This window comes from Flavobacterium hankyongi, assembly GCF_036840915.1.
Classification (GTDB): domain Bacteria; phylum Bacteroidota; class Bacteroidia; order Flavobacteriales; family Flavobacteriaceae; genus Flavobacterium; species Flavobacterium hankyongi.
In genome coordinates, this window is sequence record NZ_CP085725.1 from 2,822,070 (window position 1) to 2,840,513 (window position 18,444).

Annotated in this window: 20 protein-coding genes; 15 read left to right on the forward strand and 5 right to left on the reverse strand. The window is 31.2% G+C overall.

Features of this window, described 5'->3' with window-relative positions:
* Positions 1 to 41: 41 nt before the first annotated feature.
* On the reverse strand, positions 42 to 578 hold the full coding sequence (locus LJY17_RS12865; RefSeq protein WP_319800130.1) for a ComF family protein: 537 nt from the start codon (positions 576 to 578) through the stop codon (positions 42 to 44).
* Between the two features lie 210 nt (positions 579 to 788).
* Between LJY17_RS12865 and LJY17_RS12870 the strand changes: the two genes are divergently transcribed.
* The 4 genes from LJY17_RS12870 to LJY17_RS12885 all read left to right on the forward strand — a co-directional run bounded on the left by LJY17_RS12870 (position 789) and on the right by LJY17_RS12885 (position 6,096).
* Complete coding sequence (locus tag LJY17_RS12870; RefSeq protein WP_264544224.1) at positions 789 to 1,646, forward strand: hypothetical protein; 858 nt, start codon at positions 789 to 791, stop codon at positions 1,644 to 1,646.
* Positions 1,647 to 1,715: 69 nt separating this feature from the next.
* Entirely contained in the window at positions 1,716 to 3,257 is a 1,542-nt protein-coding gene (locus LJY17_RS12875) for a glycine--tRNA ligase (protein ID WP_264544225.1), read from the forward strand.
* Between the two features lie 30 nt (positions 3,258 to 3,287).
* Complete coding sequence (locus LJY17_RS12880; RefSeq protein WP_264544226.1) at positions 3,288 to 4,592, forward strand: M48 family metalloprotease; 1,305 nt, start codon at positions 3,288 to 3,290, stop codon at positions 4,590 to 4,592.
* Positions 4,579 to 6,096, forward strand: coding sequence for a DUF6770 family protein (locus LJY17_RS12885; protein WP_264544227.1), 1,518 nt, complete (start codon positions 4,579 to 4,581; stop codon positions 6,094 to 6,096). The genes LJY17_RS12880 and LJY17_RS12885 overlap by 14 nt, the downstream gene beginning before the upstream one ends.
* A 38-nt stretch (positions 6,097 to 6,134) precedes the next feature.
* Here LJY17_RS12885 and LJY17_RS12890 read toward each other — a convergent pair whose 3' ends face one another.
* Entirely contained in the window at positions 6,135 to 6,725 is a 591-nt protein-coding gene (locus LJY17_RS12890; RefSeq protein ID WP_264544228.1) for a riboflavin synthase, read from the reverse strand.
* 57 nt (positions 6,726 to 6,782) lie between these two features.
* Here LJY17_RS12890 and pdxA point away from each other — a divergent pair, with 57 nt between their 5' ends.
* From pdxA to gwsS, 11 genes are all read left to right on the forward strand, one after another.
* Complete coding sequence (gene pdxA / locus LJY17_RS12895) at positions 6,783 to 7,832, forward strand: 4-hydroxythreonine-4-phosphate dehydrogenase PdxA (protein ID WP_264544229.1); 1,050 nt, start codon at positions 6,783 to 6,785, stop codon at positions 7,830 to 7,832.
* Positions 7,833 to 7,916: 84 nt separating this feature from the next.
* Positions 7,917 to 8,438: a YceD family protein gene (locus LJY17_RS12900; protein ID WP_264544230.1), complete on the forward strand. Its 522-nt coding sequence runs from the start codon at positions 7,917 to 7,919 to the stop codon at positions 8,436 to 8,438.
* 9 nt (positions 8,439 to 8,447) lie between these two features.
* A complete protein-coding gene (gene rpmF, locus LJY17_RS12905; protein WP_073308476.1) occupies positions 8,448 to 8,642 on the forward strand; it encodes a 50S ribosomal protein L32 in 195 nt (64 codons plus the stop codon).
* Positions 8,643 to 8,802: 160 nt separating this feature from the next.
* Complete coding sequence (locus LJY17_RS12910; RefSeq protein ID WP_264544231.1) at positions 8,803 to 9,801, forward strand: beta-ketoacyl-ACP synthase III; 999 nt, start codon at positions 8,803 to 8,805, stop codon at positions 9,799 to 9,801.
* Positions 9,802 to 9,821: 20 nt separating this feature from the next.
* On the forward strand, positions 9,822 to 10,310 hold the full coding sequence (accB, locus tag LJY17_RS12915; RefSeq protein WP_264544232.1) for an acetyl-CoA carboxylase biotin carboxyl carrier protein: 489 nt from the start codon (positions 9,822 to 9,824) through the stop codon (positions 10,308 to 10,310).
* 118 nt (positions 10,311 to 10,428) lie between these two features.
* Entirely contained in the window at positions 10,429 to 11,778 is a 1,350-nt protein-coding gene (gene accC, locus LJY17_RS12920; protein ID WP_264544233.1) for an acetyl-CoA carboxylase biotin carboxylase subunit, read from the forward strand.
* A 107-nt stretch (positions 11,779 to 11,885) separates the two neighbouring features.
* Positions 11,886 to 12,824, forward strand: a complete 939-nt coding sequence (locus tag LJY17_RS12925; RefSeq protein ID WP_264544234.1) for a hypothetical protein — start codon at positions 11,886 to 11,888, stop codon at positions 12,822 to 12,824.
* A gap of 23 nt (positions 12,825 to 12,847) precedes the next feature.
* Positions 12,848 to 13,051 (forward strand): hypothetical protein, encoded by a 204-nt coding sequence (locus tag LJY17_RS12930; RefSeq protein WP_264544235.1) that lies wholly within the window; start codon positions 12,848 to 12,850, stop codon positions 13,049 to 13,051.
* Positions 13,052 to 13,085: 34 nt separating this feature from the next.
* Positions 13,086 to 14,006 (forward strand): grasp-with-spasm system ATP-grasp peptide maturase, encoded by a 921-nt coding sequence (gene gwsG / locus LJY17_RS12935; protein WP_264544236.1) that lies wholly within the window; start codon positions 13,086 to 13,088, stop codon positions 14,004 to 14,006.
* Between the two features lie 2 nt (positions 14,007 to 14,008).
* Positions 14,009 to 14,203 (forward strand): hypothetical protein, encoded by a 195-nt coding sequence (locus LJY17_RS12940; RefSeq protein WP_264544237.1) that lies wholly within the window; start codon positions 14,009 to 14,011, stop codon positions 14,201 to 14,203.
* A gap of 2 nt (positions 14,204 to 14,205) precedes the next feature.
* Positions 14,206 to 15,297 carry a grasp-with-spasm system SPASM domain peptide maturase gene (gene gwsS, locus LJY17_RS12945; protein WP_264544238.1) on the forward strand — a complete coding sequence of 364 codons (1,092 nt, stop codon included), beginning with the start codon at positions 14,206 to 14,208 and terminating at the stop codon, positions 15,295 to 15,297.
* 45 nt (positions 15,298 to 15,342) lie between these two features.
* On the opposite strand, the gene LJY17_RS12950 is transcribed toward gwsS, so the two are convergent.
* The 3 genes from LJY17_RS12950 to LJY17_RS12960 form a co-directional block, all read right to left on the reverse strand.
* Positions 15,343 to 16,110 carry an SDR family NAD(P)-dependent oxidoreductase gene (locus LJY17_RS12950; RefSeq protein WP_264544239.1) on the reverse strand — a complete coding sequence of 256 codons (768 nt, stop codon included), beginning with the start codon at positions 16,108 to 16,110 and terminating at the stop codon, positions 15,343 to 15,345.
* A 93-nt stretch (positions 16,111 to 16,203) separates the two neighbouring features.
* The gene (locus tag LJY17_RS12955; protein ID WP_264544240.1) at positions 16,204 to 17,133 is read right to left on the reverse strand and encodes a helix-turn-helix domain-containing protein; all 930 of its coding nucleotides are present in this window, start codon (positions 17,131 to 17,133) and stop codon (positions 16,204 to 16,206) included.
* Positions 17,134 to 17,226: 93 nt separating this feature from the next.
* Positions 17,227 to 18,423 (reverse strand): aminopeptidase C, encoded by a 1,197-nt coding sequence (locus LJY17_RS12960; protein ID WP_264544241.1) that lies wholly within the window; start codon positions 18,421 to 18,423, stop codon positions 17,227 to 17,229.
* Positions 18,424 to 18,444: the final 21 nt, after the last annotated feature.

The following is an 18,444-nucleotide window of genomic DNA, read 5'->3' on the forward strand; positions in this document are numbered from 1 at the left end:
CCACTTTATTTAGTGGAAACGAAATTTTTTTAAGTATTACACTACGATTCAGAGAAAGCCATAGTAACAATGCTTATTTTGGCTCCAGGAATTTTTAAAATTGCTTTTCCGCAAGCTTCTAATGTTGCCCCTGTTGTGAGTACATCATCTATTAGTAAAAAATGTTTGTTGTGATGAGAATCATTAAAAGAAACCGAAAATGTATTTTCAGAAATTGTATTCCTGTTGATTAAGTTTTTCTTTGATTGAGTTTCAGAGAATTCTTCGCGAGTCAAAATATCATAGTGTATTTCTTTCTCTAGCTTTTTTGAAATTGATTGACAAAATGTATCGACTTGGTTATAACCTCTTTTTTTAAGTCTTTTTTTGTGTAAAGGAACAGGAATTATGTAGTCTACTGTTTCAAATTTTTTACTTTCTTTTAAATCAATGGCATACCAGTCTCCTAGAATAGTACCTATTTTTTGTTGATTTTTGTATTTTAAATTATGTATTATTTCCTGCGAAATCCCTTTTTTATGATAGTAAAACATAGAAGAAACATATTCGATAGGGATTTTACCATAGAATTTTTTCATTCCTTCATTGTTTTTTGTAAGAAGATGGTTTGTAAGAGGTAAATCATGTCGACAATTGATACATATTTGATTTTCAGATTCTAATAATTGACTGAAACATCCCGAACAGATCTCAGGAAAGAATAAGTTTATCAAATTTTTAAGCATTTCGTCGATTTTATTTTTTATATGGAAAGGAAAAAGATACATTTAGAAAAAATTACCCAGAGAATGTCCTTACGTATTTCATCAACTTTTTTAAAGTTAGCATCTATCGTGTTGTTATCTACAACAACGACTTTTGCTGTGAAATATTTTAAAGCTAAAAAAGAAAATCTTCAATTAAAAGAATCTATTAAGCTTGATAAAGAAACATACATTAATGATTTGAAAGAAATCTTTAAAAGATATGATAATCAGGTTTTAAAAAACACTGAACTTTCTGGATCAAAAAAAGAAGAAGTTTCCCTAGATGTAGTAAAAGTTGAGAAAAAAAAAGCGTCACTCCCTAAACGATCTTCTAAGATAATTTATTCGGAAAAAAATGCTTCAAAAAAAGAGATAGATTCATTTCAAAATCTTATAAAAGAGAAAGAAGAGGAGAATGCAAGTATTCATAATGAAATGGATAGGCTTTCTCAAAAAAACACAGAACTTGAAAATAAAAATAGAGAAAACGAAAAAAATGTTTCTAAGACAAGAAACCTTACTGCGACTAATGTAATTGCTAACGGCGTTAAAATAGTCTCTAATAATATTATAGAAACAAAACGCTTTAGTGCTACAGAGCAAATAAAAGTTTGTTTTACATTACTCGAAAATAAATCTGCTATACAGGGTTATAAGGACATTTATTTACAAATCATAAATCCTAAAAAGAGAGTTGTTACTAACAACGGTGAGTTTGTTGAATTTGATAATCAATTATTACGTTATAGTGCTAAAACTAATGTTTTTTACGAAAACGAAGAATTGGATGTTTGTGTCTTTATTGATCCTAATAAAAAAGATTTACTTCCAGGAGATTACGAAATCAACATCTACTCTGGTATAAACTTAATTGGAAATACTGTTTTTTCGCTGAAATAAGTAATAAAAGATTGAATTATACAAATTAAAACGGATTTTTTAAGTCCGTTTTTTTATTTTTGCACCACTATGGCAAAACAAGACGATTTATTTAAAAATGTGATTTCGCACGCAAAAGAATACGGATTTATTTTTCCGTCAAGCGAAATTTATGATGGTTTGAGCGCAGTATATGATTATGCTCAAAACGGAGTAGAATTAAAAAAGAATATTAGAGATTATTGGTGGAAATCAATGGTACAAATGCATGAAAATATTGTGGGCATCGATGCTGCAATTTTTATGCATCCAACAACGTGGAAAGCTTCAGGTCACGTAGATGCTTTTAACGATCCATTGATTGATAACAAAGACTCTAAAAAAAGATATCGTGCCGATGTTTTAATTGAGGATTATGCTGAAAAATTAAATCAAAAAGCACAAAAAGAAATTGAAAAAGCAAAAGGCCGTTTTGGCGATGCTTTCGATGAAGCGCAATTTGTTGCAACAAACGAAAGAGTTAAAGGATATTTAGATCAAAAAACAGCAATTCTACAAAGAATGGCTAAAGGTTTAGATTCTGGTGATTTGGCAGATGTAAAAGCATTAATTGAAGAATTAGAAATTGCTTGTCCTGATTCAGGTTCTAAAAACTGGACCGAAGTACGCCAATTTAATCTGATGTTTGGTACTAAGTTAGGAGCTTCTGCTGATACAGCAATGGATTTGTATTTACGTCCAGAAACTGCTCAAGGTATTTTTGTAAACTTTTTGAACGTTCAAAAAACGGGACGTATGAAAATTCCGTTTGGTATTGCACAAACTGGTAAGGCTTTCCGTAACGAAATTGTTGCACGCCAATTCATTTTCCGTATGCGTGAATTTGAGCAAATGGAAATGCAGTTTTTTGTAAAACCAGGCGAAGAAATGAAATACTACGAGTATTGGAAAAATACACGTTTAAATTGGCATTTGTCTTTAGGATTAGGAAAAGAGAATTACCGTTTCCACGATCATGAAAAATTAGCACATTATGCTAATGCGGCGGCAGATATCGAATTCAACTTCCCATTCGGATTTAAAGAATTAGAAGGAATTCACTCTCGTACTGATTTTGATTTAAAAGCACACGAAGAATTTTCAGGCAAAAAAATGCAATATTTCGATACTGAAGAGAATAAAAACTACACGCCATATGTAGTAGAAACTTCAGTTGGTTTAGATAGAATGTTCTTGGCAGTTTTCTCCAATTCATTAAAAGAAGAAACACTTGAAGATGGTTCTACAAGAACTGTATTGCGTTTACCTTCTGTATTAGCACCAACAAAAGCTGCGGTTTTACCATTGGTAAAAAAAGATGGTCTGCCAGAATTAGCAAAAGAAATCATCGAAGATTTAAAATGGGATTTCAATGTAGCTTATGACGAGAAAGACGCCGTGGGTCGTCGTTACCGTCGTCAAGATGCATTAGGAACTCCTTTCTGCATTACAGTAGATCACCAAACATTAGAAGATAAAACTGTTACTATCCGTCACCGTGATTCAATGCAGCAAGACCGCGTTGCGATTTCAGAATTGAGAGCAATTATCTCAAATGAAGTTTCAATGCGTAACTGGTTGATGAAGATGTAAGTTATAGAATAAATTTAGTAATATTGGGGCATGAAAATAGCCCCTTTATTTTTTTATTTAAGTTTTTTATTGGTTTCTAATTTTGGATATACTCAATATAAAGAACCAATAGATACTTCTAACATACCTTTTAGGGATGAACTTGAAAAAGAATTTGAAAGGCGACTTTTAAAGCCTGAAGCTATTAAGGATCTTTTTGTAAACGAAAACGCATCTTTAGAATTTGAGAAAAGCTACAAGTTAAAGAATGAAGAATTTAAGAAGCTAATAAAAAAGGGGATTTTTATTGAAGACAAAAAGTACAAACCTTTTGTAGACCAACTTTTCTTAAAAATTAAAAAAGCAAATCCCGATTTTGATTTAAATCGAACAAAAGTTCTATTAGCAATTTCTGAAGAATTCAATGCATACAATATAGGTGAAGAAATCATTGTGCTTAATCTTTCTCTTATTGGTAAATTTGAAAATCAATACCAACTTGCCTTTGTGATATCCCACGAACTAGCACATCAAAAACTAGATCATGTTTTAACTTCAATGAAAAATTATGCAGTTAAAACTAATTCAAAAGATTTTATAGATAAGGTTTCAGGTGTTGAAAAACAAAAATATAACAAGAATAATTCGGCGTCTTTATTATTGAAGAAATTTGTTTATAATAGCAAAAGTGATTCAAGACAAAAAGAACAACAGGCTGATTCTCTTGGTTTTGTTTTGTTTAGCAAAGCGTTTCCAAACTATAAAGATGAATCTGTAAAATCGTTACAGATTTTAGGGAACCTTGATAAAGAAAAGGATTCGTTAACAAGTCAAGATTTTGCTCGTTTTTTTGAAACACCTAATCAAGTATTTAAAAAAGAATGGTTGAAAATAAATGCCCTAGAAAACTATAAATATCAAAAAGGGAATTTGTTTTGGGAAGTAGATTCTTTAAGAACACATCCTGATTGTGAAACAAGAATTTTATTACTAAAGAAGGAATTTTCTCTTCAAGATTTGGATAAAAAAAACACGGATAAAGAATATCAGAATATCATTTCAGAAACTGAAGAAGAGTATGTGTATGGATTATATTTTTTAAAGGAGTACGGAAAATCATTATATAATACTTTATTGTCTTATAAAAAAAATACTGGTATAGATTTGTTTTACAAGAAGATGATTCTAGAAAATTTAATTCAAATAAGAGAAGCTAGAAATAAATACACACTTAGTAAATATTTAGAAACTGAAAATCCTAAATTCTCAAAAAGTTACAATCAGTTTTTGAGTTTAATCCGAAATCTACGAAAACAAGAACTTAACGAAATAATTTCTTATTATGAAACCCAGTAAAATTCTTTCTTTGCTAATATGTCTTATTGGTATAACCGCATTTGGTCAAGTGACTAAATTAAGTAATCTTTCCTCTAATAAATATCTTGATTCAAGAATCATTTTCGAAGAAAATAAAGAAGATGTGTATGGTTATTTTGTGCTTTATGAAAAAGATCGAACCGATAAAAAAGAGTTTTTATTAGAATATTATGTCTTAGATAAAAATTTAAACAAAATTGCTTCTGGTAACTTTTCACATCATAAAAACACGTCGATGTTTTATAATACAGAAGTAATTTTAAGATCTGTGATCAGGAATAATAACAAAATTCTAATCTCTACAGGAGAATTTGTTGGGAAGGCATTAGGTATGACATACAATATGAAATTTGGGACTTTGTATAGGGAATTAGATTTAAATGATTTTTCAATGTCTCCATCGTTTCTGTATTTGGATTTTGTAAAGTATGAGCTTACAGAGTATTCTAGAAAATCTACAGGTAACACAAAAGTATTGACGCAAAATTTGATCTCGGCAAACGGAAATGGTTTTGTTATGTTTCAGTCAGACACAAGAAAAGATATGGCTCTAGGAATAAGAACTAAGCCGCTAGAATTTAGATTTTACGATACAGATAAAAATCAAAAATGGGTACATAGTTTTAATACAGAGAAAAGTAAACAATTTGTTGATTATGGTTATTTAACGGCTGATCAGAACAACCTTGTTTTGTTAAAAGCTTCAACTGAAAATAATTTTTTAAGGATAGAGGTGTTTGATTCTAATAATGGAAAACTTAAAGCTCAGTTACCCGAAAATGATAATCAAAAGCTTATTAGAATACATAATGTACAAATTCAGGATAATCTTTTAATCTGTTTAGGAGAACTAAATAGTGATGGTAAAAATGTTGATCCTGAAGGGCAAAAAACATTAGGTTTAATGAAGTTGGTTTATGATTTAGAATCTGGAAAAACAATCTCTCAACGTTATTTTAATAGAGATGATCCTGACAATAAAATAAAGCTAAGTTCTGAAGGAGGAGTTAATTCAAACGGTATTTTTGAATATATTGATTTCAAAATAAAATCTGATGGAGGGATTGTTGTTTTGGCGGAAGAAAATTTATTTGACAATTCTGGAGAAGTAAACTTATGTGTAATAGAATTCGATTCTAATATGAAAGTGAAATACTTTGAAAAGGTGGAAAAAAATAAAGCATCTGAACCTAACAATAAAAAATATCGCGATTTTGAATACCAATATTCTCAAAAATTAGAAAAGGATAGTTATGTTTTTTGTTATGTAGATACTTATGCGAGTAAGCCAAAAGAAAAAAGAGATTGGTTTTTGGGAGTTATAACTTATGTTGATGGTAAGTATGGTTTTGACAAAGTTTCATTAAAAACTAGTGATGGCAAAATACATCCTGTTCTTGCAAAAAAAGGATATGTTATGTTGGTTGAAGAAAAGACTGATAGTAAAGAATCAGAAATTAGATTGGAAAAAATAAATTATTAAAAAAAAGAGCCAAATCAAAGTATGATTTGGCTCTTTTTTTATGCTTGTAGTTCATGCAAACGCTTTACATATTTTCCAATTACGTCAAATTCTAAATTTACTTTCGTTCCTACTTTAAAAGTGTGAAAATTTGTGTGTTCATGTGTGTAGGGGATAATTGCTACACTAAATTCATTTATTTTTGAATTAACAACTGTTAAACTTGTTCCGTTTACTGTAATTGAGCCTTTTTCGATGGTAATGTTGCTTAAACTTCTGTCGTATTCAAATGTAAAATACCAGCTGCCATTAACTTCTTCAATGCTTTTACAAATAGCAGTTTGATCAATATGTCCTTGAACAATATGCCCATCAAGTCTATCTCCCAGTTTCATGGCGCGTTCAAGATTTATAATGTCACCAACTTGCCATTCTCCAAGATTTGTTTTTTCGATAGTTTCTTTAATAGCCGTAACGGTATAAATATCATTATTAATTGCCACGACTGTCAAACAAATTCCATTGTGCGCAACACTTTGGTCAATTTTTAATTCGTTTGTTATGGTTGATTGTACCGAAACATGTATGTTTTCTCCCTCTTTTTCAAGCGATTTGATTGTTCCAAGAGTTTCTATGATGCCTGTAAACATTAACTGATTAATTTTAGTAAATTTGCATTCAAAATTAGCAATAAATACATTGAACTGATGACAAAAAGACCAGAAAATATAATTGTAGGAATATCAATTGGTGATTTGAATGGTATTGGAGGGGAGATAATTTTAAAATCTTTTGAGGATTCTCGTATGCTCGAGTTATGTACGCCAGTTATTTTTGCTAATGTTAAGATCCTGTCTTATTTAAAAAAGAATTTAGAGCTTACTACAAACTTGCACGGGATAGATAAGATTGATCAAGCACTAACAGGAAAAATTAATGTGTTAAATGTTTGGAGAGAAGGAGTCAATATAGAATTCGGAAAAACAGATGAAAATGTGGGGAAGTATGCCGTGAAATCATTTGTGGAAGCAACAAAAGCGTTGAAAGAAGGAAATATAGATGTTTTGGTTACAGCTCCTATAAGTAAATCAAATATTCAGTCAGAAGAATTTTCTTTTCCTGGACATACAGATTATTTAGATCAAGAATTAGAAGGAGATGCGTTGATGTTTATGATTCAGGACTCACTTCGTGTTGGTTTGTTAACAGATCATGTGCCTATTAATGATGTGGCTAAGCATTTAACAGAAGAACTTATTCGTAAAAAGATAAAAACAATAAATCAATCATTAATTCAAGATTTTGGAATCACACGACCAAGAATTGCTGTTTTAGGATTAAATCCACATTCTGGAGATAACGGGGTGATTGGCGATGAAGAAGAAAAAGTATTGAAACCGGCTTTAAAAAAGATTTTTGATGAGGGAATTTTGGTTTTTGGGCCGTTTTCTGCTGATGGATTCTTTGGAAGCGGACAGTATGAAAAGTACGATGCGGTCATTGCAACGTATCATGATCAAGGATTAATTCCGTTCAAAACACTTTCTTTTGGAAAAGGAGTAAATTATACGGCAGGGTTAAATAAGGTGAGAACGTCACCAGATCATGGTACTGGTTTTGATATTGCCGGGAAAGGAATTGCGGATCATAGCTCATTTGTTGAAGCAGTTTATGCTGCAATCGATATTTTTAAATCAAGAAATGAGTATGCTGTTATTTCAGAAAAGCCTTTAAAATTGAAGGAAAAGCAGTTATAAACAAAAAAATGTTCATAACACTTTTGATTTTATAAATATTTTATATCTTTGCACACCCTAATTAAGGGACAAATTGTTGTTAGTATGAAAGGTACAAAAGAATATTTAATTCCTTATGTGGGGTTAAAGCTTGGAAAACATCAGTTTGAGTATCAAATAAATAAAGCGTTCTTTGATCACTTTGAATATGACGAATTTGATTCGGCAGATGTAAAAGTGAATTTGGTTTTAGAAAAGCAAACAAATATGCTTGAATTAAATTTTAAGCATTCTGGAACTGTAAATGTTTTGTGTGATGTAACTGGTGAGCCGTTTGATATGCCAATTAAAGGTAAATTAAAATTGGTGGTTCGTTTTGGTGAAGCATACAATGATGATAATGAGGAATTACTCATTTTGCCTTTTGGTGAGCATCAAATAGACGTTTCACAATACATTTATGAAATGATTGTTTTGTCAATACCATTAAAAAGAATAAGTCCTAATGCAAAAAGCATTAAAACTGAAACGCTTAATGAAATTGAAGTCAAAGACGAAGAAGAAGTAAAAGAAGAAGAAATTGACCCGCGTTGGGCAGCATTAAAGAAACTATTAACGGATAAATAATTTTGTAAAATGGCACATCCTAAGAGAAAAACCTCGAAAACAAGAAGAGATAAAAGAAGAACTCATTATAAAGCAACTGTTGCTCAAATCGCAACATGTCCAGTAACTGGAGAAGCACATTTATACCACAGAGCTTACTGGCATGAAGGTAAAATGTACTACAGAGGTCAAGTAGTTATCGATAAATCTGTAGCTGTTGCTTAATACGTTTTAGTAAAAGAAATCTAACTCTCACAATGTGAGAGTTTTTTTGTTGGGTATAACTGAAAATAAATAGAGGTTATTTTAAAGTTTATTTTAAAGATTTTTGTAACTTCATCGTCTTTTTAAAAAAGGTTTTTTTAGGAAGTATTATTACAATTTTATGAGTACAATAACTGCCGCAATAACCGCCGTTGGTGCGTATGTTCCTGATTTTGTTCTTTCTAACCAAGTGTTAGAAACAATGATTGATACAAATGATGAGTGGATCACCACAAGAACAGGAATCAAAGAAAGAAGAATTTTAAAAGAAAAGGGCAAGGGAACTTCATTTCTTGCTATAAAAGCAGCTCAAAATCTTATCGAAAAATCAGGAATTAATCCTGAAGATATCGATTTAGTATTGTTGGCGACTGCAACTCCAGATATGCCAGTAGCCTCTACAGGTGTGTATGTGGCAACACAAATTGGGGCGGTAAATGCTTTTGCTTATGATTTACAAGCAGCGTGTTCTAGTTTTTTATATGGTATGTCAACAGCTGCAGCATACATTCAATCAGGAAGATACAAAAAAGTACTTTTAATTGGGGCAGACAAAATGTCTTCAATTATCGATTATACAGACAGAGCAACCTGCATTATCTTTGGAGATGGTGCAGGTGCTGTTCTTTTTGAACCTAACGAAGAAGGTTTAGGACTTCAAGATGAGTACTTGCGCTCTGATGGTATTGGTCGTGAATATTTAAAAATTGATGCAGGAGGTTCAATCCTTCCAGCATCTTTAGAAACTGTTCAAAATGGTCAGCATACTGTTTTTCAAGATGGAAAGACTGTATTTAAATATGCTGTTTCTGGAATGGCTGATGTGAGCGAAAAAATCATGCAAAGAAATAATTTGACACACAACGATGTCAATTGGTTGTTAGCACATCAGGCTAATAAAAGAATTATCGATGCAACAGCTGAGCGTATGGGGTTGGATGAATCAAAAGTCCTAATCAATATCCACCGTTACGGGAATACTACATCAGGGACATTGCCATTGTTAATGCATGATTTCGAAAAGCAATTTAAAAAAGGAGATAATCTTATATTTGCCGCTTTTGGTGGAGGATTCACTTGGGGATCTATCTACTTAAAATGGGCTTATGATACTAAATAATAAACCAAAATCAAAATATCATGGATATTAGAGAAATTCAAAACCTAATCAAATTTGTAGCAAAATCAGGAGCTACGGAAGTAAAATTAGAGATGGATGATTTCAAAATCACTATCAAAACAACAACAGAAGGAGCTGAAACAACGTATGTACAACATGTACCTATGCAACCTGCAATTCCGCAAATCCCTGTGGCTGCGAATCCAGTAGCTACTACTCCGGTTGCTGCTACTCCAGTTGCTGAAGCTGTTGGTGATGATACATCAAAATATATTACAGTGAAGTCACCAATGATTGGTACTTTCTACCGTAAGCCAGCTCCAGACAAACCAATGTTTGTTGAAGTAGGTTCTACAATTTCTAAAGGAGACACTTTGTGTGTTATCGAAGCTATGAAATTATTCAACGAAATTGAAAGTGAAGTTTCTGGAAAAATCGTTAAAGTATTAGTTGATGATTCATCTCCAGTTGAATTTGATCAACCATTATTCTTAGTAGATCCATCTTAAATTAGAAATTAGGAATCAGAAATTAGAAGTATTTGGAAAACCAAAGATTGGCATTTTCTAAATTCTAAATTCTAAATTCTAAATTCAAATCATTGTCTAATTGTCTAATTAAAGAATTATGTTTAAAAAGATATTAATTGCAAACAGGGGAGAAATTGCACTTCGTGTAATTAGAACTTGTAAAGAAATGGGAATAAAGACCGTTGCGGTTTATTCTACAGCTGATGCAGATAGTTTACATGTTAAATTTGCAGATGAAGCAGTGTGTATAGGTCCTGCGCCAAGTAACCAATCGTATTTGAAAATGTCAAATATCATTGCCGCTGCTGAAATTACAAATGCAGATGCAATTCATCCAGGATACGGATTCCTTTCAGAGAATGCCAAATTCTCTAAAATTTGTCAAGAACACGGTATCAAATTTATTGGAGCTTCTCCAGAAATGATTGATAAAATGGGAGACAAGGCTACTGCTAAAGCAACCATGAAAGAAGCTGGAGTTCCTTGTGTTCCTGGTTCAGAAGGTATTTTAGAATCATTTGAAGAAGCAAAAAAAGTAGCTAAAGAAATTGGTTACCCAGTAATGATGAAGGCTACTGCCGGTGGTGGTGGTAAAGGTATGCGTGCTATCTGGAAAGAAGAAGAGCTTGAGAAAGCTTGGGAAAGTGCTCGTATGGAAGCTGCTGCTGCATTCGGTAATGACGGAATGTACATGGAAAAGCTTATCGAAGAACCTCGTCATATCGAAATACAAGTAGTTGGTGATTCATATGGTAAAGCTTGTCACTTATCTGAAAGAGACTGTTCAGTACAACGTCGTCACCAAAAATTAACAGAAGAAACACCTTCTCCATTCATGACAGACGAATTACGTCACAAAATGGGAGAAGCTGCTGTAAAAGCTGCTGAGTTTATTAACTATGAAGGAGCTGGTACAGTTGAATTTTTAGTAGATAAACACCGTAATTTCTACTTCATGGAGATGAATACTCGTATCCAAGTAGAGCATCCAATTACTGAACAAGTAATTGATTACGATTTAATTCGTGAGCAAATTTTAGTTGCGGCTGGTGTGCCAATTTCTGGTAAAAACTATTTGCCACAATTACACTCGATTGAATGTCGTATTAATGCTGAAGATCCTTATAATGACTTCCGTCCGTCTCCAGGTAAAATTACAGTTTTACATTCGCCAGGAGGACACGGAGTTCGTTTAGATACTCACGTTTATGCAGGTTATACAATTCCGCCAAATTATGACTCAATGATTGCGAAATTGATTACGACTGCTCAAACAAGAGAAGAGGCTATTTCAAAAATGAAACGTGCTTTAGATGAGTTCTATATTGAAGGTATAAAAACTACCATTCCTTTCCACAGACAGTTAATGGATGAGCCAGATTATGTTGCTGGTAATTACACGACTAAGTTTATGGAATCCTTCAAAATGAAAGAACCTAAAAATTAATAAAAAAAGCCCTGAATTTTCAGGGCTTTTTTGTTGGATTAAATTTTAAACTAAAATTGTTTGTTTTGCATTAGTTAAATAATATATTTGTAAGAAAATTTTTTATTTTGAAATTAAAAAACTTCCTTTTAATTACCTTTTTAGCTTTTGTTTCATTTTCATGTAAGACAAAAGTTGTTGATGCTAATTCTTTAAAAAAAGAAATTAATTATATTCCTTATTACCTCAAGGTATATGAGGCTGATAGTTTGTTTATAACTAATAACTTTGAAAAAAGTTATCAAATTCTAGATAGTTTATTTCAAAAATATGAGCCACTCGAGATGGAAAATTATTATGAATATAGTAATTACATTGCCTCGTCTGTAATGTCTGGTCATGTAGATGGTTTAGATGAAAAAATCAAAAAAGGATATCTCAATTTTGGAGGTTTCGGTTTTTTGCACCCTCAAGGATATGAAATTCGTCAAAAGATAGCAAAAATTAGTAAGCTTTCTATGGATGAAAAAAATCTTTATAAAAAAGAGTACTCTAAAAAAATTAATTTGGCTTTGAGAAAGGAAATTGACATAATGGATGATGAAGATCAATCGGTTAGGATGAAGAATTTAAATGAAGAGGGCATGACATTCTTTAGAGAAAAGCACAGAGAGCAGTTGGAAAAAATTATGACTACTTATGGTTATCCTAATTATCAATTAATAGGTTCAATGAATTATCAAGATGAAAATTGGAGTTCTCTAAAACCTATCAAAGTTGTGATTTTATTTTTACATCAAGACCCTGATTTTCAAGATAAATATTTGCCTGTATTGTTAAAGAAATTGAAAGAAGGTAAATGTTCACCAGATGATTATGCTTCTATTTATGACAAATCATTATGGAAAAAAAGTTTAAAATTAAATAATGAAAAACAATTATATGGAACATTTCCAAATTTGGCTTTAGACAACCCTCAAAAAATAGATTCAATAAGGAAGTCTATAGGGTTGCCTAAATTGGGTTATGAAATGAGAAGAGTAAAAAAACTGAGTACTAAAATTTAATTAATTATCTAAAACTAAAAAAAATGAAATCATTAAAACAGCTTAAAGAAGAAGGTTTTTGTCTGTCAAGAGAAGAGCTAAAGGAAATTAAAGGTGAATTGTATAATAATCAAGAATTGTCTTATTACAAAGACACAATAAATCCTTCAGATTGTATGAGATGTGCAGCAACAACATATCCAGATGGGACTCACGAGCCTTTTAATTGTGTTGTAGTTAATCAATAACAGATAGAGGAATTTAATTCCTCTTTTTTATTTTATGATTTTAATTTTATCACAAGAGAGTGATTTTTCAACTACTCAAATAATTGAGTGGCTTGAAGTTTTGGGAAAAAAATGGATACGAATTAATGGAGAAGATGAAATTATTATAGATTATGAAGGGGAAGATATTGTTTTTACTTTAAACGAGTCTAGTTTTAAATTTTCTGAGATAACCAGTTTTTGGTATAGAAGAGGTTTTTTAAATGTAAAAAAGAAAACTTCTGGTATACAAGAATTCAAAGACTTTATGAATGCAGAATATAATTCACTAATAGAGTTTATATATTATAGGTTATCTCAAAAGCACCGACTGGATTCTTTAAAGAACAGGCATGTAAATAAATTGATTGTAAATTCTATAGCAAGAGAATTAGGTATTAAGACCCCTTATGAATTTGTTTTCAATAAAAAAAGTGATTTGAAATTAATTCTTGATGATGATAAGGAGTATGTGACAAAAAGTATTTATGGAGATCCTAGACGTGATTTTGAGAATTTTTATATTTATAATTATACTTCAAGTGTAGATACCAATAATATTAAATCAGAAACTTTTTTCCCTTCATTGATACAAAATAAGATTTCTAAAAAGTATGAATTGAGAATATTTTACTTAAAGGGTAAATTTTATTCAATGGCAATTTTTACACAAAAAGATGTGCAAACCAGCTTAGACTCTAGAAGATACAATTATAAAAAGCCAAATAGAAGGGTTCCATTTGTTTTGCCTAAACTTATCGAAGATAAAATAGATAGTTTGATGAAGAAACTAGATTTTGATAGTGGCTCAATCGACATGATTGTGACGCCAGAAAATGAATACATTTTTCTCGAAGTGAATCCTATTGGTCAATTTAGCATGACTTCATTCCCATGTAATTATAATATTGAAAAAAAAATAGCTGAATATTTATAAAAATGAAAATAGATAGTATTGAAGAAATGAAGGACTATATTGATAATCATATTGAGGAGTTTCCTATTTTGTTTTATGATGCTGTATTTACAGACAATGATGATGATAAAAGATTTGGAAAAAAAGTTTATTCAACTAAGTATAAGGATTCAGATTATGAAATTTTCAGTTTTTATAAGCCAATTACTCGTTTTTAATTATGAACTCTGGAAAGTATTTTAAGGTATTTGCAAATTGTATTTTTGTATATGGATACAACAGAAGTTTGATAATTGATAGTCAAAGAAATCATTTCACGATAATTCCTAATGAAATGTATGATATGATTAATCAATTTCAAAGTAAAAAGTCAATTGAAGATGTTGTTTCATCATATGGTCATGAAAATTTGGATGTGGTTAATGAGTATATTGATTTTCTTATTGAAAACGAATTTGGATTTGTAACGAATGAAGATGAATTTGATTTGTTTCCTAAAATGAATACAGATTTTGAAATAGCATCACATATAACAAATTGTATCGTTGAAATTTCAGAAGTTAACTTGTTTAATATAGATAAAATCATATCTGATTTAGATTTTCTTCAATGTAAAAATGTTCAGTTTATTAGTTATGAAACTATAGATTTGAAAACTTTAAAGGATTTGTTAGTTAAAGCAAATAATTCTAATTTTAGGTCTATTGAATTAGTTTTGAAATATTCTGATGAGATTTTGAGTTTTATTAATAAAATAGATGATATTAATTTTAGAGTTACTCAATTGACTTTGCATTCATCATCTCCCAAAAGAGAGTTTGAGGATTTAAAAGCATCATTTAATATAAATCTGTTAGAATATGAATTAAAAAATTTTAAACACTGTGGAATAGTTGATGCAAAGTATTTTAGTGATGTTAATAAATATAAGATTCTAGAATCTTTAAATCATAATTCGTGTCTTAACAAAAAAGTGTCAATTAATAAAAAAGGAGAAATAAAGAATTGCCCTTCTATGACTGGGAGTTTTGGTAATATAAATGATATAACTCTAAAAGAAGCTTTTAATCATTCTAATTTTAAAGAATACTGGGGTGTAACAAAGGATAAAATTTCCGTTTGCAAGGATTGTGAGTTCAGACATGTTTGCACCGATTGTAGAGCTTATGTGGAAAATCCAAATGATATGTATTCAAAGCCATTAAAATGTGGTTATAATCCATATACTAATGTCTGGGAAGAATGGAGTACCAACCCTTTAAAAGAAAAAGCTATTGCTTTTTATGAAATGTCAGATTTGATAAAAAGATAATTTAGATAAAGCCCTGAATTTTCAGGGCTTTATTGTTTAATGTGTTTAGATGTGAATTCCTCCAGAAGCTTCAATACGTTGACCATTCACCCACTTTGATTCATCTGAACACAAGAAGGCAACTACACTACCAATATCGTCTGGTTTTCCAACTCTACCAAGTGGAGTCATATTGCTTATCATGTCGTTCAGTTCTTTGTTGTCTCTTACAAAACCACCTCCGAAATCAGTTTCTATAGCACCAGGTGCAACGGAGTTAACTCTTATTTTTCTGTTTCCAAATTCTACTGCTTGATAACGTGTTAATCCATCTATTCCGGCTTTCATAATCGCGTATGCGGCATAGCCTGAATAGCTAAAACGAGACAAGCCAGATGAAGTGTTTACAATGCTTCCGCCATCATTTAATAATGGTAATAGTTTTTGAGTTAAGAAAAAAGGCGCTTTTAAATGAATGTCTGACATAGCATCAAAACCAGCTTCCGTTGTTTCACTAATTGTTGCATGATAACCAGAACCTGCGTTGTTAACTAAAGCATCAAATTTATCAGTGCCGAAATCATTTTTAAGAATGTTTTCAAGCTCTTTTGCAAAATTATCGAAAGATGAAGTGTTTGATAAGTTTAATTGAAGAAAAGAAGCCTTTCTTCCTGTCGCGATTATTTCATTAGCAGTTTTTTCTGCTTCTTCTTTTTGAGATTGGAAAGTGATGATGACATCAAACCCTTTTTTAGCTAATTGTAAAGCTGAATTCTTGCCTAAACCACGGTTACCTCCAGTAACTAATGCAATTTTGTTTATACTGTTTGTCATTTTGATATGATTTAAAATTATATGACAAAGTTGCGATGATTCTGAAAGTTAGCGGTTGCTTGAAACAATCTATCTTTTGTAAAAATCAAATAATTAGTTTCTGAATGATAATGGAGATAGTCCAGATTGCTTTTTGAAAAAATTAGAAAAATGAGCTACTTCTTCAAAACCTAGACTATTTGAAATTTCGGAGATATTCCACGTGGTGTTCTTTAAAAGGATTTTAGATTCTTGTAAAATCCTAGAGGTAATTATTTCGGTTGTCGTTTTTCCAGTTCTTTCTTTTAATGTTTTGTTTAAATGATTTACATGCACGTTTAATGTGTCGGCATAATCTTTTGGATTGCGAAGCAGTAGGGATTGAGTGCTCGATTCTACTGGGAATTGCCTTTCAAGTAGTTCAAGGAATAATGAAGTAATTCGGGAAGAAGCATTCATGTTGTCAATCAACGAATCCATTGGTTTTAGTTTTTGACCATAGTGGATAAGTTCAATGAGATAATTACGCAGCAAATCATATTTAAATTTGTAGTCTGATTCTATTTCGCTATGCATTTTATTGAAAATAGAAGATACCTCTTCGTATTGTTTCTCAGTCAATTGGAAAATAAAATCAGTATTTGGTTGATAAATTGGAAGTTCATCAATCATTAATCCGGTTTTAGATTTGGTCATAAAATCGCTTGTAAAAACACAAAAATGTCCTTTTTGATTGTTGTCTAGTGGTGTGTAGCGATAAGGAATTTTGGGAGTAGCAAAAAGAATGGCATAATCTTTAATTTCTATGGTTCTATCTGCGTATTCGACTGTATTTTTTCCATTAATTAGGCTGATTTTATAATAGGCTCTTCTATTATATGGCATCGCTGGTTTTGCTTTGCACACATTGTACATGTCTGCAATATTAAAAACGTTAAAATGACCAACGTCCTTTTTGTCCATTTCTTCAATGTATTTAACAACTTCAGGGCAGTAATTGCCAAACATTTCGTTGTAAAACTCTTTTATGGTTGTAGTAGTCATTGTAAATAGTATTTGTAAAAATCAAATTTACAAAAAACAAACCCCAAAGGACAACTTTGGGGTTTATGATTTTTGATTGATGATGTAAGTATGTTATAACTTCAATTTAGAAGCAATAGCTGCAGGGACTGCTTTTTTGTGTAACATGATAGCTGTTGCTTTGTATTTTGCAAACTCTTTAGACATATATAAATATCCTTTATAGTCGTTTGTAGCTCCCCAAGAGTTTTTAACGATGTAATATTCTTTACCGTTTTGATCTTTAGAAATACCTACAATGTGCATTCCGTGGTCATCAGTAGTTGTGTAATTGTCAAATGCTTTTTGACGCATCTCTTCAGTTACAACAGCTTCTTTTTTAGGACCATTGAACATATCTGCTTTTTCTTCTGCAGTCATGTCTTCTACTTTCTTTTCTGGAACAAAAGCTACTCCGTTTTTCCATGAAAAACTTTTTTCACTAACATCACCTGCCCAAGCTACTGAGTATCCATTTTTAAGAGCACTATCAATGATTTCTGTTAATTCATTCATTTTTACATTGTACACCTGGTCATAGTTCCAGTTGTCGGGTACCATTAATACAAATTTTGAATAGTATGGATATTCTTGTAAAGATGAGATTTCTACATAATCATCAGCATTGATACCTACTACTTCTTTGGCAAAAGTTTCAGGAGTATATTTTTTTCCGTTATAGTCAAAAGTTTTTGGTACTTGTCCTAGATACGTATCAATCATTGCTGAATATGCTTTTTCCCAGTTAGGAGTTAATTCTCCATTAGGATTTGAAACGACAGCTTTTAAAAATCCTTCGATTAAAGCAGCCATTTCAGCAAATTTATTTTTATCGGTACCATAATTTAAACCAGTATAAACTGATTGCGGAACAGCACCGTATTTTTTATACATATTGATTACATCGTGAAATGCACCACCATCTCCTAAAGCAACTGAACCATGCATGCGAACATAGTTTCTTCCTTTTTCTACGTAAGCGTTACGTGCAGAGAAAATTTGAGATAATTCGACAGGTTTTTTACCCATGCGTATCATTTCTGATTCTAAAAATGAATTAGCTGAATAACTCCAACAAGTTCCAGATGAACCTTGGTTTTTTACCGAAGTGTTTTCAATATTAATTACATCAGCAAATTTGAAAGATTCTTTACTTTTTTCACTTGCATTGATTTTTAGTGAATTAACCAAGTTATCTTGTGCGTTACCAGCTAAGGCAGAAGCGATTAACGTTGCGGCAATAACTATTGGTTTTAGAGGAATGTTATGCATAATAATGTTTTTTGATATTAC